We start from the raw sequence: 25392 nt of genomic DNA, 5'->3' as shown, positions 1-25392 counted from the left end.
AGTTGTTCAACTGTAAACGGGAGAGTGTGTGACTTTAAGTCGTCGACTAATGTCGCGCTTATTCCTATCTATTTCGAACAAAGCCACTTTGCTATGCAAAATGGCTTTGAAAGAAGGAGACCGTATTAGTGTAGTTGATCCATAAGAGCAACTAGGTGGTCTACTGCTTGCTGAGCTTGAGGACCTTCAGCTGAAATAGTAACGTTAGTACCTTTTACTAGGCCTAAAGTTTGTAGTTTGAACAGGCTTTTCGCGCTAGCGCTTTTGCCGTTAGAAGTCACTGTGATGTCAGCGTCGAAAGATTTTGCTTCTTTAACGAACTGTGCAGCTGGACGAGTGTGAAGACCGTTTTCTGCTGTGATTTCTACTTGCTTCTCGTACATTTTATATACCCCAATTAATTTATTTTTTGTAAGTTTGTAACCAGATTAGCTTAACTGCTTTAGCCCAAATGCGCTAGAGGCTAGTACGCCATGTTCGTGTTAGAACTTAGACTGGTTATAAATTTTTATCCAGCCATGGTCGTCTTTTGCTGAGTACTCATGACTTTCAGAATTTGTTTATTGCTTCTTTTATTTTGAAGCGAAAAATAAAACAGACCCGATATTACCAAAGGTGGGGCAGGGATCAACAAAAAAGCCCCTAAACGGGGCTTTTTTGGACGAAAAATTGATTTGACCACATATTATTGTTGGTTCTCTTTTTCCGTAAAGATGCCAGCAAATAGGGCTGTGCTTAGGTAACGCTCACCAGAGCTTGGCAGTACAGTAACGATAGTTTTTCCTGCAAATTCAGGTAGTTCGGCGATTCTGTTTGCTGCTACAACTGCCGCGCCAGATGAGATACCTGCAAGAATACCTTCTTCTTTCATTAGGCGTTGAGCCATTTCAATCGCTTCTTCAGAAGTTACCGATTCAACACGGTCAATAATCTCTAAATCTAGGTTTCCAGGGATGAAACCTGCACCAATACCTTGAATTTTGTGCGGAGCTGGCTTGATTTCTTCACCTGCAAGCGCTTGTGCAATGACTGGAGACTCAGCTGGCTCAACCGCTACTGAAGTAATCGCTTTGCCTTTTTCACCTTTAATGTAACGACTTGTACCAGTGATAGTACCGCCCGTACCAACACCCGCTACAAACACGTCGATTTCGCCGTCTGTTGCTTCCCAAATTTCAGGACCAGTCGTCTGCTCGTGAATCTGTGGGTTAGCTGGGTTGTTGAACTGTTGCAGTAGTAGGTACTTGTCTGGGTCTGAAGCGACAATTTCTTCTGCTTTAGCAATCGCGCCGTTCATGCCTTTTGGTGCTTCAGTCAGCACTAGGTTTGCGCCAAGCGCTTTAAGCAGCTTACGACGTTCTAGGCTCATTGATTCAGGCATAGTTAGCGTTAGCTTGTAACCGCGTGCTGCTGCTACGAATGCAAGTGCAACACCTGTGTTACCACTGGTCGGCTCAACAAGTTCGATACCTGGCTTAAGCGTACCCGCTTTTTCTGCTTCCCAGATCATGTTTGAACCGATACGACACTTAACACTGAAGCTTGGGTTACGAGCTTCGATCTTAGCTAGGACGTTACCTTTGCTTACTTTGTTAAGGCGGACTAGAGGTGTGTTACCAATCGTTAGGGTGTTGTCTTCGTAGATCTTGCTCATGCGATATTCCTTCATTTAATGACAGAACTAAACGTAGTATATCAATCACTTTACCGTCTAGTGTCTTACGATGTTTATTCAGCTTGAATTTAGATTAAACAAGTTGAAAAAAAGGTAAAAGGATTAAAAAGTTATATCATATAGATATGTAGCAGAATTCACGCCTATCTTTATTGAAATCAGAACTTCAAAAAGATAGGCGAGACTAAGGCGTGTAGGAAGGGTTATAGACGAGAACGCAGAGCTTGGTCTTTAAACTCAGCAACCCACATTGCCGTCGCGCCGCAAACGGCAACGGGCATTACGATCAGGTTTAGAATTGGAATTGTGGTGAACACAGAAACAAGCGCACCAAAGCTGTAGCTCTTGCCTTGTTTTTGTTTCAAATTGTTTCTCATGTCATCAAACTTGATTTTATGGTTATCGAACGGGTAGTCGGCGTATTGAATCGCTAACATCCATGCTGTGAAAATGAACCATAAAAACGGTGCAACGGTTTGTCCTAGTGCTGGAATTAACAAAAGCAGGAATAAACCGATCGCTTTTGGCAGAATGTAGACAAGCTTGCGCCATTCTCTCGCTAATATACGTGGGGTATCTTTGAGGACATCAAGTAAACCATCGTCATTAACTTTTTTACCACTCAACAACTCTTCAACTTTTTCCGCGAGTAAGCCGTTGAACGGTGCGGCAATGAAGTTAGCGAGCGTACTAAAGAAATACGAGAACGTGGCCAAGACGGTTAACACAAGCAGTGGCCATAAAATGTATGACAACCACGACAAGAAGCTTGGCAATGCACCAATCCAACCTTCAATCCAAGTATTTAGGTTGGAGAAGATATAAAACAAGGCACCACCAACGAGTAACACGTTCGCGATAAGTGGCATTAGTACAAACTTACGAATGCTCGGTGATAAAGCGATTTTTATTCCGAAAATAAAATAGCCAAAGCCGGAGCGGGGAACAGATTCAATAGTCATATTTAAATTAGGTCACATGTGAATTTGGTTAAATAGCAAACATGTCTAGTGTACTCGACCGAAATTAAGAAAAAAAGCGTGGTGAAAATCACACCATGTAAGGAACTAATTGTATTAAGTTGTTCTAAAACAGTGGCTACTTTTGATAGAGTAGTGAGATTAGCCAAATTAACCCAACTTAGTGACAGCGTGTTTATAGCTAGTTGACTAAGAAAGCTGAGAGCGAAAAATGCAGGAATTGCGATTTGTACTCATTATTGTTGGCGCATTAGCTATCGCCGCATTATTGTTCCATGGTCTATGGACGAGTAAAAAAGAAGGGAAAGCAAAGTTTGGAGATAAGCCGCTCGGTAAGCTTGATAATGACAGCTTAGATGAAGCAGAAACTATTCCAAACCGTTCATTCGCCCCAGAAGATGATTTTGAGATAATCCGAAAAGAACGTAAAGAGCCGGATTTTGCTGTTTCACCCTCTGAGACTGACCCGCTGATCGACTCAGATCCGCTAACAGCGCCACAAGCGAAAGAAGCTTACGAAGATGACATCGAATTGAATGATCTTCCTTCTTTCAGCGTAGAAGACCCAATTAAGGTTGAAAGTGAACCTGAAGTGATTGAGGAAGAGAAGGTCGTTGAGCCTGAAGTTCCAAGCTTTGAGTTGACTGACGAGCAAAAAGAAAACCACGCCGGCTTTAAAGAGCAGTACGGTTCGTTTGAAGAATCTTCTGAGACAGTTGATGAGCCACTCGTTCCAAACGAAACGCTTACTCAACGAGAGCCAGTTGTTGCGAAAGAAGTCGTGACTCCGCAAAGCGTACCTGTTGAAGAAGCAAAACCAGATGAAGAGCTTGGTTTAGAAGTGATCGTTCTTAATGTTCACTGTGCTGGAGAGATCCCATTCGTTGGTACTGAACTTTTCCGCAGCATGGAGAACAACGGTTTAACTTATGGTGAGATGTCTATCTACCACTGCTTTGCACAATCTACAGACGCACCAAAGGTTATTTTCAGCGTAGCAAACATGATGCAGCCAGGAACACTAGAACACGATGATCCTGCTGACTTCACGACTAAAGGCATTTCGTTATTTATGACGTTGCCTTGTTATGGTCAAGCTGATCAAAACTTCAATGTGATGCTGAGTGCGGCGCAGAAAATTGCCGACGATATGGGCGGAAACGTGTTGGATGAGTCACGCAACTTAATGACACCAAACCGTTTATCTGATTACCGCAAGCAAATCAGAGACTTTATGACGGCATCGAATGCCTAGCCGTATTGTTTAGCCTTGTAAATAATCTATATTTATAGAAAAGGGCTCCCAAGGGAGCCCTTTTTGATATTTCAATCACGACAGAGAATGATATGAAAGAATCGATTCAAGTTACCTTAGAGCAGTTAAGAGAAACTCTGCATTATCACGCCGTTCGTTATTACGTAGAAGATAGCCCTGAGATCCCTGATGTCGAGTACGATCGATTAATGCAGCAATTGCTAAAGATCGAAGAAGAGAATCCTGAGCTTGTGACGGTGGATTCACCAAGCCAGCGTGTTGGCGGTCAGCCTTTAGATGGCTTTACGCAAGTGACTCACGAAATCCCAATGCTTTCTCTAGACAATGCATTCTCTGACGAAGACTTAGATGCGTTTAATAAGCGAATGTCTGATAGAGCGCCAACCGCGAATCTCAAAACTTTCTGTTGTGAGCCTAAGCTTGATGGCCTTGCAGTTAGCTTGCTCTATGTGAATGGTACCTTAGTTCAGGCTGCGACACGTGGTGACGGTGCGACGGGTGAAAACATCACTGAAAACGTGCGTACTATCAGCTCTATCCCACTTAAGTTGCAAGGTGAAGGCTGGCCAGAGCGTATTGAAGTTCGTGGCGAAGTGTTTATGCCTAAAGCGGGTTTCGATAAGTTGAATGAGTTGGCGTTGAAGAAAGGCGAGAAAGTCTTTGTTAACCCACGTAATGCCGCTGCAGGTAGCCTACGTCAGCTTGATTCTCGTATTACAGCGAAACGTCCATTGGCTTTCTACGCATACAGTGTCGGTGTTGTACAAGGCGCTGAGCTATCAAATAGTCACTACCAACGCTTCTTACAGCTTAAAGGTTGGGGCTTACCTATGTGTCCCGAGACTAAGCAACTGAGCTCTCTCGAAGACGTGAAAGCCTATTACCAAGATATTATGACTCGTCGTGATGCACTAGCTTATGAAATCGACGGCGTGGTGATTAAAGTCGATGATATCGCGGCTCAAGAAGTACTTGGCTTTGTTGCTAGGGCTCCTCGTTGGGCGATTGCTTACAAATTCCCAGCGCAAGAAGAAATCACTCTGCTTAACGATGTTGAGTTCCAGGTGGGCCGTACTGGCGCTATTACGCCGGTTGCTAAACTGGAACCTATCTTCGTTGGCGGCGTGACAGTCAGCAATGCCACTTTACACAATGCCGATGAGATTGCGCGTTTAGGCGTGAAGGTAGGAGACAGTGTTATTATTCGCCGTGCAGGTGACGTCATTCCACAAATAGTGGCTGTTGTACTAGATCGTCGCCCTGAAACGGCTAGAGACATTGTTTTCCCTGATGCTTGCCCAGTATGTAGCTCTGCGGTTGAGCGTGTAGAAGGCGAAGCGGTAGCGCGTTGTACCGGCGGTTTAGTGTGTCAGGCGCAGCGTAAAGAAGCCCTTAAACACTTTGTTTCTAGAAAGGCGCTAGACGTTGATGGACTGGGCGTGAAAGTAATTGAGCAGCTTGTGGACCGTGAAATGGTCGAAACACCTGCTGATTTATTTAAGCTAAGTGCTGGCGTGATTACTGTTCTTGACCGAATGGGGCCTAAATCGGCACAGAACGTCGTGAGCGCGCTGAATAAAGCCAAAGACACGACATTAGCGCGTTTCCTCTATTCACTCGGTATTCGTGAAGTCGGTGAAGCGACAGCGATGAACCTAGCGCAACACTTTAAGACGTTGGAACTGGTTCAAGCTGCAACTCATGAACAGCTAGTGGAAGTGTCAGATATTGGTGACATCGTTGCTAGCCATATCACCAGTTTCTTCTCACAAGAGAAAAACAGAGCGGTTGTTGATCAGTTAATCGAGCTTGGTGTGAACTGGCCTGTGATCGAAGAAGCTCCTGATGACCAAGAACTGCCTTTGGAAGGTAAAGTCGTTGTGTTAACAGGTTCATTGTCGCAATTAGGTCGAAGTGAAGCTAAAGCTGCGTTACAAGCATTAGGTGCGAAAGTGACGGGTAGCGTATCGAAGAAAACGGACATCTTGTTTGCCGGAGAAGCTGCGGGTTCTAAATTAACCAAAGCACAAGATTTAGGTATCGAAATAAGAACCGAAGAAGATCTAATAGCCCTTATTTCGTAAGTAAATACAGATAAAAAAAGCTCAAAGGCACTTCTTTCAAGGGAGTGCCTTTTTTGTTTCTGATATAAAAATGAGGGCTTTTTAATTGTTGAGAATTTTGTTCCTATACGAACTCTAAAATCAGGACAGTGACGCTGCTCAACATTAATGAAATACCATTGTAGTTGTATCAAAAATGCGAGTCACTTCTATTTTTACAAGAGTGCACTCCATTCAAGTGGTTGATATTTATTGTTTTTATTGTTTTTGGTTGTGAGCTTTACAATTTATCGATCTGGATCACTAAGTACCTACTAAATTTGCACCAACTCATATTTTTTTAGATGAAAATTAAGTTCTCATTGATCTTTTTGAGGGCGAAGTTAGTCTTAATGCCATGGATGCACACGATGTGTATAACCAGAAAGGAAATAGAGAATTCAGAGTTTAGGGTTCTCAAACAAGAAAAGGTATTTCTCTCTACGGCGGCCAACTTTAGGCGGGGAATATTCAAACAGCTATATCCATTTTTAGGAGTTTTATTCCATGGAAAACAAAATTTTCAAACGTACTCTACTAGGTGCATCTGTTGCACTTTTATCGACAGGCGTAATGGCGAAAGAAGTTGGTATCAACTCTGACTTCAACGTTGACGTTTACGGTGTTGCAGCTATCTCTCTAGTGAACTACAACACAACTGACAACAATGACTCTAGCTCTGGTTACGCAGTAGAGAACGAATCTCGTATCGGCTTCCGTGCTCACAAAGATATGTTTGAAGACGTTACTATCACAATGCAGATCGAATCTGGCTACGTAGATAGCACAGACTGGTCTCACGGTGGCGTTTCAGGTGGTGTTCTAGGTTTCCGTGATACGTTCGTTGGTGCTTCTGGCTCTTGGGGTAACCTTCGTGTGGGTCGTGTTCTTACACCACTATACGAAATCGTCGACTGGCCATTCTCTAACCCTGGTTTAGGTTCTGTATTCGATTGGGGCGGCATCAACGGTCACTACGATCGTCAATCTAACCAAGTACGTTACGATTCAGCTAAATTTGGCGGTTTCTCTTTTGCAGCTTCTGTTGGTCGTGATGATAACGACAACGGTGGTGGCGCAGCGACTCGTGATGCAAACTTCGTTGGCGCAAGTGCTAAATACAGCTTTGAGAAAATCACATTCATGGGTGCGGTTGAATCTGGTACTCGTGTAGTTGCGGCTTCTGGTGGTGAGTATGTTGTAGCTCAAGAAGACATTAAAGATGCAAACGGCAACGTAACTACGCCTAAAGGTGAAATTTACCAAACTGATGCTGTAGCTGGTTACGATGACGACACATTCGCATACATCGTTGGTTTTGAAGCTAGCCTACCAGCTGGTTTCGGTTTCGCTGCAGCATATAAAGGCGAAGAGCTAGACAACGGCATCCGTAAAGTGACTCAAGATTCTTACTCAATCATTGGTCAATACTGGAATGGTCCAATCGGTTTCAAACTAGGTTACGCAGCTAACCTTGAGTCTGAAACAAATGGTTCTAAAGATGCTAACTCTGACAGCAACACTATTTCTGGTCAGCTAATGGCTGTTCATAACGGTTTCGTACCTTACCTACGTGTAGCGGGTCGTACTGTTGGTGATGCTGATACAGATATCGTAACTCGCGTTGGTCTTGAGTACGGTTTCTAAGCTAGAATCTTTAGCTTAAACAGTTAGATAAAAATCAAAACGCTGGTAAATTTTGTTTGCCAGCGTTTTTCCATAGTGAACATAAGGAATTAGTCATAATGAATAAAGTTAGTGTAGTTGTATTATCATTATTTTTGGGAGCTTGTAGTTCACTCGATTCACAAAGTAATTTTGCAGACTCAGTCGCAGATGTACAGCCAAAAGGTGGTTACATTCAAGTGACTGGACAATCTTATGTAGCGGAAAGTAAAGCGAACGTCGGTGCTGATATCCTGAAATCGTCACTTTACTTTACATACAACAAAGAAGTAACGCAGAATTCAGCGCCAGAATCTTCAATTATCATGGATGTGAGTTACTTCCAGAGCTATAAAGAATACGAAACTGTAAGCTTTCTTGGAAAGACGATAGACCTTGAAGAGAGACAGGTTCCAAGAGAGAGTTGCAGTGAACACTGCACAAAGACTCAATATATTAAATTTCCGTTGAGCGACGCTGATATCCAACAAGCAAGAGAGAAGAACTTAGAATTTACGCTTGATGGACAAAACTCAGTAATGAGTACAACTTTCATTGTGCCGAAAGCGTATATCGACACAATTTATAACGGTGCAAATAATCATACTGCTATCGCGGTTGCTCCAGTAGTCGTGCCTGCAGCAGCAGCAGCTGTTGTTGCTCAAGAACCAAAAGCGTCTCAAGCTCAAGAGATGGTTAATTACTGGTATGGTCAAGCGACAAAAGAAGAGCAAGCTGCTGTGACTGATTGGACATTCCAAAACCGTAAAAACGCTAACCCAACATCACTGGAAGGCTCAAAAGAGATCGAAATGGTTTCATACTGGTTCAATAAACTCGACAGCGAAGAAAAATCTCAGACAATGATTTGGTTGTTAGAGCAAGAATAAGCCTTTAACCTAAGTCTCAAACTATGTTTTTCAACCGCAGTATTGTATAACAGCAGTACTGCGGTTTTTCATTTTAAGCTTACAGGTAATATTGTGAACATTGGTGAAGTAGCTAAACGTGTTGGTACAACAGCGAAATCCATTCGTTTTTACGAAAGTAAAGGCATGATGAGCCCACCGCACCGATCAGAAAATGGTTACAGGCAATATGGCGAGATACATATCGAACAGTTAGAGTTCGTATTGAGAGCTAAAATGGTTGGTTTCACTCTCGAAGAGTGTAAGTCACTTGTCGAGTTGGCAATGAATCCTAACAGAGAAAGCTACGAAGTAAAGAAGAAGGCCACTCAGAAGTTAGATGAAATAGAGTTGAAGCTTGCGGAGTTAAACAAGATGAAGGCGCAGCTACAATCTTGGGTACATGACTGTCCTGGAGATACTTCAACGGAATGCCCTATCTTGAATAATCTATCTGGCCGCAGTTAGGTTATTCCAGTTCTAAATAATCGTCAGGCAGCAATTACATTACTAGCCTGACTTTAATCACCTATCACAGCACCTTTCCGCCGTAATGTTTACAGATCAACAGTGGTACATGAGTGACTGCGTTACCATCTGAACACTTAACAATTGGCCCCATGTTTCCGTTACCAGGAGACTGACTGCTCGCTAGAGCGCTTCCAAATGACAAGCTGAAAATAGCCGTTAGAATTATTAAAAAATGTCTCATACAAACTCCATTAGGTTTATCTCTAAATGAGATAATTGAAAGTATGGACAAGGAAAATAAAATTTCAAAAATTGGACGGACTTAACATTTTTAATGATTATAAATAAGCGAGAGTAAGGTTAACTATTCATATATATCTTGGGTAAGAAATCTGGCTTTCTTATACCTTTTTAGCTCAATCAAACTTTTTATCTTTACGAAATAAGAACTTATTTTTTTTTCAATTCAATCTATCGTAATGATAATTCGAATATTATTAAGGTTCAAAAATAGAAAAAGCCTGCATTTATTGAAAATGCAGGCTTCATATAGCTCTTGTTTATAAAGGTTCTATTATTAGAACGATTCCGTCTAAAGCGACAATCTTAATTTCGGTTCCAGATGGAATATCTTGACTGGCCTTTGCTGACCAAGAAGAGTCACCGAACTTAATTCGACAGCTACCTTTCTTTATGTCTTCACTTAAAATAACGGTTTGACCTACCATTTGTTTTTCTCTTTGGTTTAACTCTCGCCTTGCATCTGACTGCTTGTCATTAGACAGTTGTCTTCTCCACCACAACCAAGTGGTAATCAGAGAGAAGCTAGCGAAGGACAGCCATTGCATCTGCCAACCGATTGGTAACGCGCCTAATAGAGCACCAACCAGCATGGCAGATATGCCTATCCACAAAAAGTAACCAGCGGTTCCAATTAGCTCAAGCGCTAACAATGCTAGACCAAACGCCAACCAATGCCAGTGGTTTACTTGTTCTAGTAATTCGACCATAAGTTAGTCCTTACTACCTTTGTCATTCTTATGTGCAAACATCTCCGCGATACCCGCTACAGAACCCATAAGGCCAGTTGCTTCGAGTGGTAGCATGATGATCTTGCCGTTTTCAGCTTGGCCTATAGATTTCAATGCGTCAGTGTAACCTTGTGCGATAAAGTAATTGACCGCTTGCATGTCTCCTTGAGCAATCGCCGTTGATACCATTTCTGTTGCTTTAGCTTCTGCTTCTGCAGCACGCTCACGGGCTTCTGCTTGCAATATTGCCGCTTGCTTCTCACCTTCGGCTTTCAGGATCTCTGATTGCTTGTGACCTTCTGCTTTCAAGATCTCAGCTTGTCGTACACCTTCTGCTTCTAGGATATCAGCACGTTTATTACGCTCGGCTTTCATCTGGGCATTCATCGCAGCAGTAAGGTCTGCTGGTGGCTGTACGTCTTTAATTTCGATACGGGTGACTTTTACGCCCCAAGGGTTTGTCGCTTCATCAACGATATTTAGTAGCTTGGTATTTATCATGTCACGCTGGCTCAGCATCTCATCCAGTTCCATCGAGCCAAGCACAGTACGGATATTGGTGAGGGTTAAGTTACGGATCGCATGTTCAAGGTCATTCACTTCATAAGCTGCTTTAGGCGCGTCGATAACTTGAACAAAACAAACCGCATCGATAACTACATTTGCATTATCTTTGGAGATGACTTCTTGTGCTGGGATGTCGAGAACACGCTCCATCATGCTGATGCGCTGTCCAACTTTATCAATAAATGGAATGATTAAATTAAGACCCGGTTTAAGGGTGTGTGTGTATCGCCCGAAGCGTTCTACGGTCCAGTTGTTGCCTTGTGGAACGGTTTTTACGCCAGCGAAGATAAATAACAGTGCGACGGCAGTAAAGACGCCGATAGTAATCAAGGTATCAATAGGCATACAAAATCCTTTGCAAGTTTAAGTTTTTGATAGTTCAGTATTGATACTGGCTCATATTTAAATTCTGAGCAAATTTATAAACGAGAAATGGGCCATAAAACATTGATTTCATGGCCCATTTTACATTCTATTATGCGATAAACTAATTGATTGAATGGTCAATTTTCGATGTTTAATCTACCGCTTTTTAGGTTTAACTAGTAAAGCAGAGAGTACAGCTGTCGGCGGTACTTACTGGCTACTGGGTTACCTTGTCCAAGCGCACTCAAAATATCCATGAACTCTTTTTTCATGTCACCATCGAGAACATTAAGATCTTTGGCTAGGAAAGACCACAATAGATCCATTGCTTCTTCACTGCGGTTCACTTGGTGATATTGCAATGCTAATTCAGATGCCGTTTTAGCGTCGCTCGGGTTTTGCTGAAGAGCGGCTTCTAAGGCTTGTATTTCAGGGCTGTCGGCTGCCTGCTTGTGAAGCTCAAGCTTTGCAACTAAGCCTTTGTAGTAATTGTCATGGTACTCAAGAGGGATGGTTGCTAGCTGAGCTTCAGCAAGGTCAAATTGTTGCGTTTCTAACAAACACTCTGCGATCGCGAGTTTTACTTCACCTTTATTCGTCAGCTCTGCTGGGAGTTGCTGCATTGCTGCTAGCGCTTGTGTGTGCTCGCCAGCTTGCATTTGCTCAAGCGCTTGGCGCAAAGCAAGTTCATCTTGGCTAGGAAGGTGCTTGCTTAGCATATCGACAATCGCTTCTATGCTTTGAGGGCCACCGAGCCCATCGACTGGCTGACCATTAACAAACAGTGCAATAGTGGGCAGTGCTTGAACACCAAACTGGCTAGCAATAGCTTGCTCTTGTTCGCAATTGAGCAGGGCTAAGGTGAAGGCACCGTTGTATTGCTGAGTTAAAGTTTGAAGTTCAGGAATGACTTGGGCGCTCTCTTGGCTCATTGGTGCCCAAAAATGGATGAGTACAGGGGTCTGCATCGAACCTTCTAATACTTGACGAAAGTTCTGCTCATTAAGTTCAACAATATGCGGAGATTGCATTTACGTTCCTTGAGGTTTGTTTTGTGGATACGTTGCAAATATGGGGGGATTAGTCGGTAACTTCAAGATCTAACTCGGTTATCTCAGATAAAAAGAACCAAAAATAGAAAAACGCTATGCTTCGATGTTGATAGAGTTGTTATCTCAACATGGAAGGCATAGCGTTATCATCGAGGTAGTCAGTGAGGCGTTGCGTGAGATACTCAAAACAGAATAAACAACGTAATAGCCAGACCCACACCTACCCAATTAAGGCGGTTTAAAGTCATGAGATTTCCAGAGTAGAACCATCAATTGGGAATAATTGATGGGATAGGATAATCATGACATCTTAATGTTACGGAAAAATTACATCGTTACATTAAAGTTTGCGACTCTGCATTCAAAGTTAGTAATTTATGCAGCTTTTCTCAAAATAGGGTCTAGCAAGCGACTCGGTAGGATCCTTTTCAATACCGCGAACACTTTAGTTGGGGTGGTAACTCGGTATCTTAGCTTGGGTTTGTCGGCGGTGAGAGCATGGAATACCGGCTCAATACAACTTTCTGGAGGCAGAACAAAAGCGTTATTCGATGATTCTTTTTCGAGTCGATCTTTTTGTTGTTGGTACGCGTCTTGGTGAGCGCTGCCAGAAATGTTGATCCATTTATTGAAAGCTTTCAAGGCATTGGTTCTAAATTGAGTCTCAATTGGCCCTGGTTGCAGTAATGAGATCTGTATACCGCTGCCATGCAGTTCTAATCGTAAGGTATCCGTCCAACCCTCAATCGCGAATTTAGAAGCATTATAAGCACCACGATACTTCATGGCTGCAAAACCTAATACGGAACTGTTTTGTATGATTCGACCTTCGCCACGCTCGCGCATGTGCGGAAGGATCTGGCAGACGAGATGATGCCAACCAAAGAAGTTGGTTTCGAATTGTTCTCTGAGTCCTTGGGTTGGTAAGTCTTCTAGCGCACCTGCTTGACCGTAAGCACCGTTATTGAATAATCCATACAATCCATTAGGTGCGAGATCAATAGCAAGCTTGGCGCCATGCTCAATACTTTCTTGGTTGGAAAGGTCTAATTGAATACAGGTGAGGCCTTCATCTTGAAGGCGTTGAACGTCTTGTGGATCACGACAAGATGCAATGACATGAAAACCACGCTTTTGAAGTGCATGAGCACATGTATAGCCAATACCTGTTGAGCAACCGGTAATAAGAATCGACTTGTTCACACTTAATCCTTTATTAGAGTCTCTATCGCTCTAGGGTAAAGAATTAGTCTTGATGTTGTAACAAGTTTTTTAGTGCTGGCTCGATTCTTGAGTAACTAAAGATGAATCCCATCTCAGTGAGTTTCTTCGGCTTGGAGCGAATGCTGTCAAATAGCAAACAAGATGATTCCCCCATGAGAATCGACATTGCCCATTTCGGCGTGAATAAGAAATGCGGTCGGCCTAATTGTTTAGCTAACGTGCTGCTGAACAGTTTGTTGGTCACAGGGTGAGGTGCACACATATTGAATTCCCCTTGAGCGTGAGGGATAGACAATAAGTGGTTGATGGCTCTCACCATATCGAGAATGTGAATCCATGGCATGTACTGCTCACCTGAACCTAGTGGGCCACCGACGCCGAGTTTATAGGGCAATAACATCTTCTTGAGTGCGCCGCCATTCTCGCCAAGTACAACCCCTGTTCGTAGTAGTATCACGCGTGTGCTTTCTGATTGTGCTCTTTTGGCTATCTCTTCCCAGTGGGCACAGACTTTATGAGGAAAGCTTTCATCTTCTACTTGCAGCGACTCGTCAAACGGATGCTGTTGTTGATCGCCATAGTAACCCACGGCTGAACCGCTAATAAAAGCGTGTGGCGGGTTGCTACTGGCATGAATTAATTCGACCAGCTTTTCAGTGATGTGCCAGCGACTGTTACAGATCCTCTCTTTTTGCTCTGTACTCCAACGCTTATCGGCAATCGGTTCACCTGCAAGGTTGACCACCACATCAAAGTCATTGAGATCACTGAGCTCATCAAGGGATTGAATGTAATGAAGGTTGTTCTGGTTGAGGTGATTTAGGTTTTGCTTCGCATTTTCAGGACTCCGCGTCAGCAGTGTCACGTCGTCAGTGTTCCAACTCTTGACCAATTCAGAGCCAATAAATCCAGTACCACCTGTTAACAATATCTTCATACCAATCTCCCTATTAAACATAATTATAGACATGGCTTGTTTTTAGTCGCCAATCAATACGAAAAAATCACTATAACGATCATAAGGTTTCAATCGTGTGATGCCCAAATTACGCCTTTTTCAATTTACAAAGGAGTGAAATTAAATTCATCAAGTCAGGATGTGTACCGTTATCACACTTATGCACTTTACTCGGATATGTTACCAACTGCGTAATATTTGTCACATAAGCAATGATAAGGATTTGCCATGATTATTATTAATTCATAACCAGCGACAAGGAATTGCGATGACGGCGGTGCTTGCTTTGTTTCGATCCATGTTAGGTAGCCTGAGGGATCTATTGCCAATCGTGGCGGTAATCGCTTTCTTCCAGCTTGCTGTCTTACAAGAGCCACTTCCTCATCTTTTATCTATTCTAACCGGATTAGTGCTCGTCGTTTTTGGACTCACCTTCTTTATCTTTGGCCTTGAAATGGGGCTGTTTCCAATTGGCGAATCGATGGCTCAAGCATTTGCCAGAAAGGGGAGTGTGTTTTGGTTATTGATCTTCGCTTTTTGTTTGGGTTTTGGTACCACCATAGCCGAGCCAGCGTTAACCGCAGTCGCTGCCGAAGCCGCAGAAGTGGCAGCTGAGGGAGGTGTAATCCCCAATACGTTAGATGAAATGGAGCAGTATGCCGATGGCCTGCGCTTTACTGTGGCACTGTCAGTCGGTATCGCTATTTTACTCGGTGTGCTGAGAATCTTAAAAGGCTGGCCAATCCAGTACATGATCATCGGTGGATATATTGGAGTGGTGGTGCTCACTGCATTTGCTCCGGAAAACATCATTGGAATTGCGTATGACTCTGGTGGAGTAACGACATCGACGATCACCGTCCCATTAGTGACTGCATTAGGGGTGGGTTTAGCCTCGGCAATTAAAGGGCGTAATCCGATGATAGATGGTTTTGGGTTGATCGCGTTTGCTTCGTTGCTGCCGATGATGTTTGTCATGGTGTACGGGATGGTGGTGACATGATCAGTGTTCAACAATTTATCGACACCTTTCTCGGCACTGTGATGGATGTGATCCCGATTGCGGTCATCATATTCGGTTTTCAGTTGGCGGTATTACGAAAGCCAGTCAATAACCTAGCCAAAGTGCTCATCGGTTTCTTCTACGTCATCCTAGGTTTATCTCTATTCTTGATGGGGTTGGAGCTCGCGTTGTTTCCTTTGGGGGAGACGATGGCAATGCAACTCACCGAACCAAGCTTTTTGACTGAGTTTAAGATCAGTTCTGGTCTTGCTTTGGCTTGGTTTGATTATTATTGGGTTTACCTTTTTGCGTTTTGTATTGGTTTCAGCACCACGATAGCCGAGCCTTCTTTGATCGCAGTGGCGATTAAGGCGAACCAAGTTTCCGGTGGCAGTATTAGCGTCAATGGGCTGAGGATCGCCGTGGCATTGGGCGTTGCTATCGGTATCTCACTGGGTAGCTACCGTATCGTTGCGGGTGACCCGATCCATTACTACATCATTTTTGGTTATGTCGTTGTGGTCATTCAAACCTTTTACGCCCCAAAACTCATTATTCCATTGGCCTACGATTCGGGTGGCGTAACTACATCAACGGTGACAGTCCCTTTAGTGACGGCGCTCGGGCTTGGACTCGCTTCAACCGTACCAGGAAGAAACCCTGTCATTGATGGCTTTGGGTTGATTGCCTTTGCCAGCTTATTTCCCATCATTTCAGTGATGGGTTATGCCCAAATAACACAATGGTTAAACCGTTTACACACCTCTAAGGAGAGCAAAGATGCGCTTTAAACTTATCTTAGCGTTTGTAGAAGAGAGCAAGACCGACACTGTGCTCGATGCCGCGCGTGATGCGGGCGCGACTGGAGCAACGGTGATTAACAATGCCAGAGGGCAGGGTTTAAACCAAAAAACCACCTTCTTCGGCTTAACGTTAGAGGTGCAAAAAGATGTGTTGCTGTTTGTGGTTGAGGAACACTTAGCTAGGCATATTCTTGAAACTATTGGTGAGGTCGGTGAGTTTGACCAAGAGTCAGGACAAGGTATAGCGGTGCAGATCGATATCGAAGACGCAGTCGGGGTAGCGCATCAAGTCGAGACATTAACTAAGGTTGTGGAGGATGAGTTATGAGTACCAGTGAAAAAATCCGAGTAGGTGATGTCATGGCCAATACGTACGTGATTATCGATGGGCTAACCACTGTGTTAGAAGCGATAGAGATGGCGAAGAAGCACAAAGTGAAAGCAATTATTGTCGATAAGCGCCACGAAGATGACGAATACGGCATCGTATTGATGAATGACATTGCCAAGAAAGTACTGGCTAAGAACCGATCTCCGAAGCGAACTAATGTTTATGAGATCATGACCAAGCCAGCGCTAAGCGTGTCTGCTGAGATGAACGTAAAGTATTGCGCTCGCCTGTTTGAACGCTTTGGTATCAGTCGTGCGCCAGTAGTTCATGATAACAAGATAGTCGGTATGGTTAGTTACAATAATATCGTGATCAACGGTATGGTGAGAGATGACGTGTAGCATTTAGATACGTACAATAGGCTCATAAATTTTATGGAGAAGTACGTGTGAAATTATTTTTTGCTTCAGACCTACACGGTTCGCTGCCAGCAACAGAAAAGGTATTAGAACTCTACCAAGCGTCTGGTGCGCAATATTTAGTTCTATTGGGTGACATTCTGAATCATGGACCAAGAAATCCGATTCCAGAAGGATACAATCCGCCGGCGGTTGCAGATAAGTTGAATGCGTTTTCTCAAGAGATCATTGCCGTTCGCGGTAACTGCGATAGCGAAGTGGATCAGATGCTGTTGTCTTTTCCAATGATGATGGATTACTCGTGGGTGCTATTAGAATCAGGTCAACGTATCTTCCTAACGCATGGCCATTTGTACAACACCAATAAACGCCCTGCGCTGAAGGCGGGCGATATCATTGCACACGGTCATACCCATATTCCTGTCGCCGAATACCAAGATGACATCTTTATCTTTAATCCTAGCTCGGTGACATTCCCACGAGAGGGACACGCGGCGAGCTATGGCATCTATGAAAACAATACCTTCAAAGTCATTAGCCTTGAAGGTGATGTTCTCGTGAGTGGTCAGCTTTAAATCATTGGATCGGCTGTGAAAGGCTTATTTTGAGTCTACGTGGCCGAGATCTCTGTCTGGAGCAATGATGTTTCGCACTCTTTGCTTCAGAACTTTCGCCTCTGGAAAACCGTTATCTGCTTTTCTTTCCCAAATCTGCACACCATTACAAAAGATTTCGAACCTGCCTCCGGTGTCTGGGTGTAAGCTCACTTGTTCAACTTCTTCGCTGAAGGTATGCAGTAGCTCTTGGCATAACCAACTAGAGCGAAGCATCCAGTTGCATTGACGGCAATAGTGTATGGCGATTGTGGCTTTTGCTGTTGTTTCTTTCGCTGGCGCTAGATTGGGTTGTTCCGTCTTCATGGTTAATCCTTAAAATGCTACATCCGTAATTTGATACCAACGGCTAACAAAAAAGGGGCTTCATGCCCCTTTTTCTATTGGTTTTCCGTGTCATGGTATTCAGCTATTCATAAACAGTAAATAGCGGTCCAATCTTAGTTTGAAAACAATACGGTAGAGCCATGATTTAAGCTAGTCAGTAGCAGTGCCTTCGGGTTAACGATGTCTATGCGGCGGCTTTGCTCTGCGTCCATCTTAATGACTTGAGTGATAAGCTCTAGCTGTTCTTCTGAAAAGTCTTGGCGCTGAGCCGAAGTCACATCTTTAAACTCCGTTGGCGAAACCAGTAAGTAGTTATCGTTAATATCCCACTGACCCGTTTCAGAGATGTTGATGACATTCGCAGGCTCAGTTTGATTACCGTAAAGTCTAACCACTGACATTCTTAAATATGTACCATTTGGTAGGTATTTCGCATTCGATGATAGTTCAACTCTACGAAGTGGGCCGATTGAGTCAGCTTGCTTGTTATCACTAATCAGCGTCACCATTTTCGATTGCCATTCATGCTGAGTGAGCAAGCGCTCTACTTTTGCATCGCTGCCCCAATATAACCAACCACTCAAGAATGCAGATAGAACCAGTAAAATAATCGATACTTTTAATTTCATGTTACTGACCACCGTTACAAATGTCGTTTAGATCCGACTGATTTGCGTAAATTCTTAGAGTTACATTTTCGCTCGAGTAATCTTGCGGATGAATGTAGTTGAGGGCAAGGTTGTTAGTTTGTCCACCTGTTGCAATCACTTCAGTCGGCTTTAGCATGCCAGTGTGATTCGTGTTGTAACGTAATACACACTTTTCTATCGCTGGCAGCCAACTGCTGAGGTCTGGGTGGTTAACCGGTGATTGAACCTTTACGCCATCGACTTCAGCCAATGTTTTGAACTCAGACTCTGCTGGGTTGGTAAACGTTAAAACGAGAATCGGCATGATGAAAGCGGCAAGCAGCAACCAAAATGTTAGCCATTTATTGGTGCTTTTAGTCGGAGCCACAACAGGCGCTGTTACTGGTTCTACTTCTACCTTGTTCTCTTGAACTTTTGCAATTGGCTCAGGTTCAACCGTTTCAGTGATCGCATCTTCAGTCGCTGCAGGCGTTGCAAACGTTAGGATAGGCTCTACGTCATTTTCTGCAATTTCAGCGGCTACTGGCTGATCATTTGATGATAGTGGGGCAGAGCGCTCAACGGTCGCAATAAATTGGTAACCGCGCTTAGGTACTGTCTTTACGAATTCAGGAGATTTAGTCGAGTCTTTGAGCATTTTTCTCAGCGTCGATACGGCTTGCGTCAAGCTTGAGTCATCCACCTCAAAACCTTGGTCTCGCCAAACATACTCGTGCAACTCATTGCGAGTGATAACTTCATTGGGTCTTTCTGACAGCATCAGGAGAATGCGGCTTTCATTGCTACCAAGACGTACGACTTCACCGTCGCTCATTTGATCAACAAGTGAATTGCTGTTTGGGTCGAATACGAACCGCTGTGCGAGAATAAACTTTGTGCCGATATTGCTCATTGAATTCTTCTATTTTGGGTTGTTTTGGGTGCGAAATAGACAAATCTCAGGTGAAGTTCCGTTAATTCTTCACCAAATCATGGCTTCTTTTATGTTCTTTTATATTTATCAGACTCAAGGATAATAAAAACAGATCAAAAAAACAGTGTTTTTATGATTTTTGACCTTGAATTTACATTTGTCATCCTCATGTTAATGAACAGAAGAGTGGCATCAAGTGTTACGCCCCTATGGTTATTCAACATAAAGTATAGATGTTTTGGAGTAAAAATGAGCGAAACGGCAACGCAAAATAAAGAGACTCGTGGCTTTCAATCTGAAGTAAAACAACTACTTCATCTAATGATTCACTCACTGTATTCAAATAAAGAAATCTTTCTACGTGAGCTGATCTCTAACGCATCTGACGCGGCTGATAAGCTTCGTTTTCAAGCTCTATCGAACGGTGACCTTTACCAAGGTGATGCAGATCTAGGTGTAAAACTTTCATTCAACGCGGAAGCAAACACGTTAACCATTTCTGATAACGGTATCGGCATGAGCCGCGACAACGTTATTGAGCATTTAGGTACAATTGCTAAGTCAGGCACTGCCGACTTTTTCTCAAAGCTGTCTGAAGACCAAAGCAAAGATTCTCAACTGATTGGTCAATTTGGTGTGGGTTTCTATTCTGCATTCATCGTCGCAGACGCGGTAACGGTTCGCACACGTGCAGCTGGCCTGCCGAACAATGAAGCCGTTCAGTGGCACTCTGCAGGTGAAGGCGATTACACAATCGAAGACATCACTAAAGAGTCTCGTGGTACTGACATTATTCTTCATATGCGTGAAGACGGTAAAGAGTTCTTAAATGAGTGGCGTCTGCGTGAAGTGATTGGTAAATATTCTGACCACATCGGCATTCCTGTTTCTATCTTCACAGCAGTGAAAGATGACGAAGGTAAAGACACCGAAGAGAAGCATTGGGAACAGATCAACAAGGCGCAAGCGCTTTGGACTCGTAACAAGTCTGATATCGAGAAAGAAGAGTACCAAGAGTTTTACAAACACGTATCTCACGACTTTGCTGATCCACTAACCTGGAGCCACAACAAGGTTGAAGGTAAGAACGATTACACAAGCCTGCTTTACATCCCAGCGAAAGCACCTTGGGACATGATGAACCGTGACCACAAGAGTGGCTTGAAACTTTACGTGCAGCGTGTATTCATCATGGATGACGCAGAGCAGTTTATGCCATCTTACATGCGTTTCGTTCGCGGTCTGATTGACTCAAACGATCTGCCATTGAACGTGTCTCGTGAAATCCTGCAAGACAACAAGGTAACTCAGTCTCTTCGTGGCGCATGTACCAAGCGTGTACTGACTATGCTTGAGCGCATGGCAAAGAATGACAATGATAAGTACCTAGAGTTTTGGAAAGAGTTCGGCCTAGTATTGAAAGAAGGCCCAGCTGAAGACATAGCGAACAAAGAGAAGATCGCTGGTCTACTTCGTTTCTCGTCAACGGAAGTGGATTCTGCTGAACAAACCATCAGCCTAGAATCTTACGTTGAGCGTATGAAAGAAGGCCAAGATAAGATTTACTACCTAACAGCAGATAGCTACGCTGCCGCTAAGAACAGCCCACACTTGGAGCAGTTCAAAGCTAAAGGTATTGAAGTGGTTCTAATGTACGATCGTATTGATGAATACGTGATGAATTACCTGACTGACTTCGACGGTAAACAGTTCCAATCGATCACTAAAGCGGGCTTAGACCTAAGCAAGTTTGAAGGTGAAGAAGAGAAAGAGAAGCAGAAAGAGACAGAAGAAGAGTTCAAATCTGTTGTTGAGCGTACTCAATCTTACCTAGGTGGTCGTGTTAAAGAAGTTCGCACGACATTCAAGTTAGCAACAACACCGGCTGTTGTTGTAACTGACGACTTTGAAATGGGTACGCAAATGGCTAAGCTTCTTGAAGCTGCGGGTCAAGCTGCACCTGAAGTGAAGTACATCTTTGAGATCAACCCTGAGCACGCTCTGGTTAAACAGATGGCCGATGAAGCAGACGAGCAAGCGTTTGGTCGCTGGGTTGAGTTGCTACTTGGACAAGCGATGCTGGCTGAAAAGGGCTCAATGGAAGATCCGTCACAATTCTTGGGTGCAATCAACGAGCTACTGACAAAGCGTTAGTCTTTCGACTTTAGGTTAAGCCAAAAATTGTAATAAAAAGCTCGCAAATGCGGGCTTTTTTTATGAACGTCGCTGAAAATCTATTAAACGTGGTCAACGTCACCGTTATCGTCACAACAAATGTTGTCGATACATTCTTTAGTCGTAAATTCAGCCTAATTGAATATTAATGTGATAGAATGCTCGACCTAATCAGCTGGAGCTAGGAACTAATTCCTTCCAGTTGTATGATTTTTAAACGTTATACCGAAACTTACCGTTTTGCTTCTGTTTACAGTTTTGCTTAACCTCAGCTGTTACCTAACTTTTCCTGTTTATCTTAAATATGAACGAGGAAGGTGGGATAGTGAGCTTCGGTATAAATCATAATTTTATAAGAGGATTAAACATGCGCATCATTCTTCTAGGTGCTCCTGGCGCGGGTAAAGGTACTCAAGCTAACTTCATCATGAACAAATTTGGTATCCCTCAAATTTCAACTGGTGACATGCTACGTGCTGCTATCAAAGCGGGTACTGAGCTTGGTAAGCAAGCAAAATCAGTAATCGACGCTGGTCAGCTAGTTTCTGATGAAATTATCCTTGGTCTTATCAAAGAGCGTATCGCTCAAGATGACTGTGAGAAAGGTTTCCTACTAGACGGTTTCCCACGCACAATCCCACAAGCTGATGGCCTAAAAGAAATGGGCATCGCTGTTGATTACGTTGTTGAATTCGACGTAGCTGACGATGTGATTGTTGAGCGTATGGCTGGTCGTCGTGCTCACCTTCCTTCAGGCCGTACATACCACACTGTGTACAACCCGCCTAAAGAAGAAGGTAAAGATGACGTAACTGGCGAAGAGCTAGTTGTACGTGATGACGACAAAGAAGAAACCGTTCGTGCACGTCTAGGCGTATACCACGATCAAACAGCTCCGCTGATCTCTTACTACGGTAAAGAAGCTGAAGCAGGCAACACTCAGTACCTTAAGTTTGACGGTACTAAGCAAGTTGCTGAAGTTAGTGCAGAACTTGAGAAAGCACTAGCATAATTGGCTAACAGCCAGTTTTAGAATTTGATATATTGGAAGCGACCTTAAGGGTCGCTTTTTTTGTTTCAATTTTTAGTACGATACCAATCTAGATAATTCGATTACACACCATTCAAGATGAAACCGTTTTTGATGAAGGTGGCTCACAATCGAGTGTAGATGTTGCGATATCCCATTTAAAGAATGATTATTCAGACATTTAGTGGGAAGCAATGATCTTAAACTTATGCAGATTAGTATATTACTTTCCAGAAAATCAAATATTGGTCTCAGGTATCTATGGAAAATAATAAAAAGCAGGGCGTTTTATTGGTGAACTTAGGTACGCCAGATTCTGCGACCCCAGCTGGCGTTCGTCGATTTTTGAGTGAGTTCTTGCACGACAAACGAGTAGTGAACCTAACTCGTTGGCTTTGGTGTCCGATTCTGCATGGGGTGATTCTTCCTATTCGTTCGCCTAAGGTCGCGAAGCTATATCAGTCGGTTTGGATGGATGATGGCTCACCTTTGCTCGTTTACTCGCAGAGACAAGCGGAAAAGCTAGAGAAAAAATTAGATATGCCGGTTGCGTTGGGAATGACCTATGGTAACCCAAGCCTTAAGATGGGCGTCGAGAAACTGATGGACCAGGGCGTAGAAGATATCATTGTACTGCCTTTGTACCCTCAGTACTCAGGCACAACGACAGCGGCTGTTTCTGATGGCTTAACCAAAGCTTTTAAGCAGATGCCTGTAATTCCAAGCTATCGCTTTATTCGTGATTACTACTCACATCCGAGCTATGCCAAAGCACTGGCTGAAAGCGTTCGCAGTCATTGGGATCAAAATGGCAGAGCCGATCACTTGGTTTGTTCGTTCCACGGCATTCCGAAGCGCTTAGCTGATGAAGGCGATATCTACCCACAGCACTGTGAAGCAACGACAAAACTGCTTGCATCAGAGCTAGGTTTATCTGAAGAAGACATCACCATGACCTACCAATCGCGATTTGGTCGAGAAGAGTGGTTGAAGCCATACACTGACGAGACACTTGAATCACTGCCAAGCAAAGGTATCAAGAAGATCGACATCATGGCACCTGCATTTTCGGTTGACTGTTTGGAAACGTTGGAAGAGATTTCAGACCAGTGTAAAGAGACTTTCATTGACGCTGGTGGTTCGGACTTTAGCTACATTATGTGTTTGAACGACAGAGACTCGCACATCGATATGATGGCAGAGTTAGTCGCTCTATATCGCTAACAGCTGCTGAGCCTTGATTACGTCTTATCGCATAAATAACAAAAGGGCTGCTCATTGAGCAGCCCTTTTTGAACTTGAAGTTTCTTCTTGAAATAGCTCTAGATATTAAGCAACAGACGTTTCTGCTGTCTCAGCTTTTGGCTCTGCTTCAAGCGTCATGTTGGTTTCTACACCATGCATCCAGGATACAAGCTTACCAGCACAAAGAAGCAATAATACGCCACTAATTGTTGCTGTAATCGCGATACCACCAAAGATAGACATCGCGCCAAGCTCACCAACGTGAGAACCCACTAGGCCTGCTACGTAGTTTGCAACCGCATTGAAGCCAAACCAAGCACCCATCATTAGTGATGCTAAACGAAGTGGAGCTAGCTTAGTGACCAACGACAGGCCAATAGGAGATAGACAAAGCTCACCAAGGGTATGGAAGAAGAAAGCACCGACTAACCATAGCATTGATGTTTTCACTGTTAGGTCGCCGCCTTGTTCCATTACCGCGCCCATCATGCATACAAAGCCAAGTGCTAAGAAGAACAATGCCATTGCAAACTTAACAGGAGAGTTGGGTTCACGCTTACCCAATTTCACCCAAAACGCGGCAATGATTGGAGCAAGTGTAATGATGAAGAATGGGTTCAAAGATTGGAACCACGCAGCAGGAACTTCAAAGCCACCAATCATACGGTCAGTATATTGTTGAGTGTAGATGTTCATTAGGCCGCCAGCTTGTTCAAAGCCCGCCCAGAATACAATCACGAACAGACCCATGATAAGAATCACTTTTAGTCTGTCGAACTCTTCTTTGGTCAGTGGCGCTTTTTCTTTAGATTTGTTCAGTGCTTTCGCTCGAGCAGCAGCAGGCACAGAACCGATGTTGCCTAACCAAGACTGAGCCATTGTCACTTGCATGATCAAGCTAATAACCATACCAATACCAGCGGCTAGGAAACCTGCTTTCCAACCAAATGAGTCGACAGCAGCGCCTGAAATTAAGCCACCAAGAAGTGCACCTAAGTTGATGCCCATGTAGAAAATGGTGAAAGCACCGTCGCGGCGGTTATCGCCTTCTTGGTACAGGTCGCCAACCATGGTTGAGATGTTCGGTTTAAACATACCGTTACCACTGATTAGCAGTGCTAAACCAAGGTACAGCGCGTTCACTTGGTCTAAACCGATGAAGCCGTTAGGTAGAGCCAGTGTAAATTGGCCAAGTGCCATTAATACACCGCCAATCAGAATTGATTTACGCTGACCCAGGTAGTTATCGGCAATCCAGCCACCAATTAATGGTGTGATGTAGACTAAGCCGGTGTAAATACCGTAGAGATCGAGTGCGTCTTTCGTTGACCAACCCAGTCCACCGTTGAGGGTAGTGTCAGTCAAAAATAAGACAAGGATGGCACGCATCGCATAGTACGAGAAACGTTCCCATAGCTCTGTGCTAAAAAGTAGAAATAGGCCTCTAGGGTGGCCAAAGATGTTGTGGTTGCTTGGCATAAGTTTTACTAATTTTAGGTATTAAAAGATTTTATAGTCATTCATGTATACACAGTGGGATAAAAGTCTGCAATAGACGTATTTTATGGTCACGACAACTTGGTTTGTGTAAGATGTTGATATTAAAG

The 25392-nt window shown here is 43.6% G+C and carries 26 protein-coding genes; 13 read left to right on the top strand and 13 right to left on the bottom strand.

Annotation, left to right across the window (positions count from 1 at the left end):
* Positions 1-125: 125 nt before the first annotated feature.
* The 3 genes from MSG36_RS04615 to cysZ all read right to left on the bottom strand — a co-directional run bounded on the left by MSG36_RS04615 (position 126) and on the right by cysZ (position 2637).
* Positions 126-383: an HPr family phosphocarrier protein gene (locus tag MSG36_RS04615; RefSeq protein ID WP_004734263.1), complete on the bottom strand. Its 258-nt coding sequence runs from the start codon at positions 381-383 to the stop codon at positions 126-128.
* A gap of 302 nt (positions 384-685) precedes the next feature.
* Positions 686-1654, bottom strand: a complete 969-nt coding sequence (gene cysK / locus MSG36_RS04610; protein ID WP_017061934.1) for a cysteine synthase A — start codon at positions 1652-1654, stop codon at positions 686-688.
* 224 nt (positions 1655-1878) lie between these two features.
* Positions 1879-2637: a sulfate transporter CysZ gene (gene cysZ / locus MSG36_RS04605; RefSeq protein WP_029235129.1), complete on the bottom strand. Its 759-nt coding sequence runs from the start codon at positions 2635-2637 to the stop codon at positions 1879-1881.
* A gap of 229 nt (positions 2638-2866) precedes the next feature.
* Between cysZ and zipA the strand changes: the two genes are divergently transcribed.
* The 5 genes from zipA (at position 2867) to cueR (ending at position 9074) form a co-directional block, all read left to right on the top strand.
* Positions 2867-3910 carry a cell division protein ZipA gene (gene zipA / locus MSG36_RS04600; protein WP_248366525.1) on the top strand — a complete coding sequence of 348 codons (1044 nt, stop codon included), beginning with the start codon at positions 2867-2869 and terminating at the stop codon, positions 3908-3910.
* A gap of 92 nt (positions 3911-4002) precedes the next feature.
* The gene (gene ligA / locus MSG36_RS04595) at positions 4003-6015 is read left to right on the top strand and encodes an NAD-dependent DNA ligase LigA (protein WP_248366523.1); all 2013 of its coding nucleotides are present in this window, start codon (positions 4003-4005) and stop codon (positions 6013-6015) included.
* A gap of 525 nt (positions 6016-6540) precedes the next feature.
* The gene (locus tag MSG36_RS04590; protein WP_061038745.1) at positions 6541-7680 is read left to right on the top strand and encodes a porin; all 1140 of its coding nucleotides are present in this window, start codon (positions 6541-6543) and stop codon (positions 7678-7680) included.
* 98 nt (positions 7681-7778) lie between these two features.
* The gene (locus MSG36_RS04585; RefSeq protein WP_248366521.1) at positions 7779-8588 is read left to right on the top strand and encodes a DUF2057 family protein; all 810 of its coding nucleotides are present in this window, start codon (positions 7779-7781) and stop codon (positions 8586-8588) included.
* A gap of 93 nt (positions 8589-8681) precedes the next feature.
* Positions 8682-9074, top strand: coding sequence for a Cu(I)-responsive transcriptional regulator (gene cueR, locus MSG36_RS04580; protein ID WP_048606508.1), 393 nt, complete (start codon positions 8682-8684; stop codon positions 9072-9074).
* Between the two features lie 64 nt (positions 9075-9138).
* On the opposite strand, the gene MSG36_RS04575 is transcribed toward cueR, so the two are convergent.
* From MSG36_RS04575 to MSG36_RS04550, 6 genes are all read right to left on the bottom strand, one after another.
* Positions 9139-9318, bottom strand: a complete 180-nt coding sequence (locus MSG36_RS04575; protein WP_017061927.1) for a hypothetical protein — start codon at positions 9316-9318, stop codon at positions 9139-9141.
* Between the two features lie 319 nt (positions 9319-9637).
* Positions 9638-10087, bottom strand: coding sequence for an NfeD family protein (locus MSG36_RS04570; RefSeq protein WP_248366519.1), 450 nt, complete (start codon positions 10085-10087; stop codon positions 9638-9640).
* A gap of 3 nt (positions 10088-10090) precedes the next feature.
* Positions 10091-11020 carry an SPFH domain-containing protein gene (locus MSG36_RS04565; protein ID WP_017063395.1) on the bottom strand — a complete coding sequence of 310 codons (930 nt, stop codon included), beginning with the start codon at positions 11018-11020 and terminating at the stop codon, positions 10091-10093.
* A gap of 197 nt (positions 11021-11217) precedes the next feature.
* Positions 11218-12072 (bottom strand): co-chaperone YbbN, encoded by an 855-nt coding sequence (locus MSG36_RS04560; protein WP_248366517.1) that lies wholly within the window; start codon positions 12070-12072, stop codon positions 11218-11220.
* Between the two features lie 396 nt (positions 12073-12468).
* Positions 12469-13296 carry an SDR family oxidoreductase gene (locus MSG36_RS04555; RefSeq protein WP_122081851.1) on the bottom strand — a complete coding sequence of 276 codons (828 nt, stop codon included), beginning with the start codon at positions 13294-13296 and terminating at the stop codon, positions 12469-12471.
* Between the two features lie 43 nt (positions 13297-13339).
* On the bottom strand, positions 13340-14254 hold the full coding sequence (locus MSG36_RS04550) for a TIGR01777 family oxidoreductase (RefSeq protein WP_048606498.1): 915 nt from the start codon (positions 14252-14254) through the stop codon (positions 13340-13342).
* Between the two features lie 289 nt (positions 14255-14543).
* Here MSG36_RS04550 and MSG36_RS04545 point away from each other — a divergent pair, with 289 nt between their 5' ends.
* Genes MSG36_RS04545 through yfcE form a run of 5 tightly spaced genes read left to right on the top strand, consistent with a single transcriptional unit; the run spans position 14544 to position 17406 of the window.
* Entirely contained in the window at positions 14544-15278 is a 735-nt protein-coding gene (locus tag MSG36_RS04545; protein ID WP_019820230.1) for a DUF1538 domain-containing protein, read from the top strand.
* The gene (locus MSG36_RS04540) at positions 15275-16069 is read left to right on the top strand and encodes a DUF1538 domain-containing protein (protein WP_052878934.1); all 795 of its coding nucleotides are present in this window, start codon (positions 15275-15277) and stop codon (positions 16067-16069) included. Before MSG36_RS04545 ends, MSG36_RS04540 begins: the two co-directional genes overlap by 4 nt.
* Entirely contained in the window at positions 16059-16409 is a 351-nt protein-coding gene (locus tag MSG36_RS04535; protein WP_017062207.1) for a P-II family nitrogen regulator, read from the top strand. Before MSG36_RS04540 ends, MSG36_RS04535 begins: the two co-directional genes overlap by 11 nt.
* On the top strand, positions 16406-16813 hold the full coding sequence (locus MSG36_RS04530) for a CBS domain-containing protein (RefSeq protein WP_248366515.1): 408 nt from the start codon (positions 16406-16408) through the stop codon (positions 16811-16813). Before MSG36_RS04535 ends, MSG36_RS04530 begins: the two co-directional genes overlap by 4 nt.
* A 47-nt stretch (positions 16814-16860) precedes the next feature.
* Positions 16861-17406 carry a phosphodiesterase gene (gene yfcE / locus MSG36_RS04525; protein ID WP_017068995.1) on the top strand — a complete coding sequence of 182 codons (546 nt, stop codon included), beginning with the start codon at positions 16861-16863 and terminating at the stop codon, positions 17404-17406.
* Between the two features lie 24 nt (positions 17407-17430).
* On the opposite strand, the gene MSG36_RS04520 is transcribed toward yfcE, so the two are convergent.
* From MSG36_RS04520 to MSG36_RS04510, 3 genes are all read right to left on the bottom strand, one after another.
* A complete protein-coding gene (locus MSG36_RS04520; protein WP_050651628.1) occupies positions 17431-17751 on the bottom strand; it encodes a SelT/SelW/SelH family protein in 321 nt (106 codons plus the stop codon).
* 134 nt (positions 17752-17885) lie between these two features.
* Complete coding sequence (locus tag MSG36_RS04515; RefSeq protein ID WP_017066005.1) at positions 17886-18401, bottom strand: regulatory protein ToxS; 516 nt, start codon at positions 18399-18401, stop codon at positions 17886-17888.
* A gap of 1 nt (position 18402) precedes the next feature.
* Positions 18403-19314: a transcriptional regulator gene (locus tag MSG36_RS04510; protein ID WP_048617831.1), complete on the bottom strand. Its 912-nt coding sequence runs from the start codon at positions 19312-19314 to the stop codon at positions 18403-18405.
* Between the two features lie 270 nt (positions 19315-19584).
* On the opposite strand from MSG36_RS04510, the gene htpG reads away from it, so the two are divergent.
* The 3 genes from htpG (at position 19585) to hemH (ending at position 23764) form a co-directional block, all read left to right on the top strand.
* Positions 19585-21489, top strand: coding sequence for a molecular chaperone HtpG (htpG, locus tag MSG36_RS04505; protein ID WP_248366513.1), 1905 nt, complete (start codon positions 19585-19587; stop codon positions 21487-21489).
* 388 nt (positions 21490-21877) lie between these two features.
* A complete protein-coding gene (gene adk, locus MSG36_RS04500; RefSeq protein ID WP_048660860.1) occupies positions 21878-22522 on the top strand; it encodes an adenylate kinase in 645 nt (214 codons plus the stop codon).
* A 279-nt stretch (positions 22523-22801) separates the two neighbouring features.
* Positions 22802-23764: a ferrochelatase gene (gene hemH, locus MSG36_RS04495; protein WP_248366511.1), complete on the top strand. Its 963-nt coding sequence runs from the start codon at positions 22802-22804 to the stop codon at positions 23762-23764.
* Positions 23765-23869: 105 nt separating this feature from the next.
* On the opposite strand, the gene MSG36_RS04490 is transcribed toward hemH, so the two are convergent.
* On the bottom strand, positions 23870-25264 hold the full coding sequence (locus MSG36_RS04490; RefSeq protein WP_065675883.1) for a peptide MFS transporter: 1395 nt from the start codon (positions 25262-25264) through the stop codon (positions 23870-23872).
* Positions 25265-25392: the final 128 nt, after the last annotated feature.

Source organism: Vibrio sp. 1CM8B (assembly GCF_023161685.1).
Classification (GTDB): domain Bacteria; phylum Pseudomonadota; class Gammaproteobacteria; order Enterobacterales; family Vibrionaceae; genus Vibrio; species Vibrio coralliirubri.
Note: the sequence above shows the minus strand (reverse complement) of the source record. Positions and strands in the feature narration are given on the sequence as shown.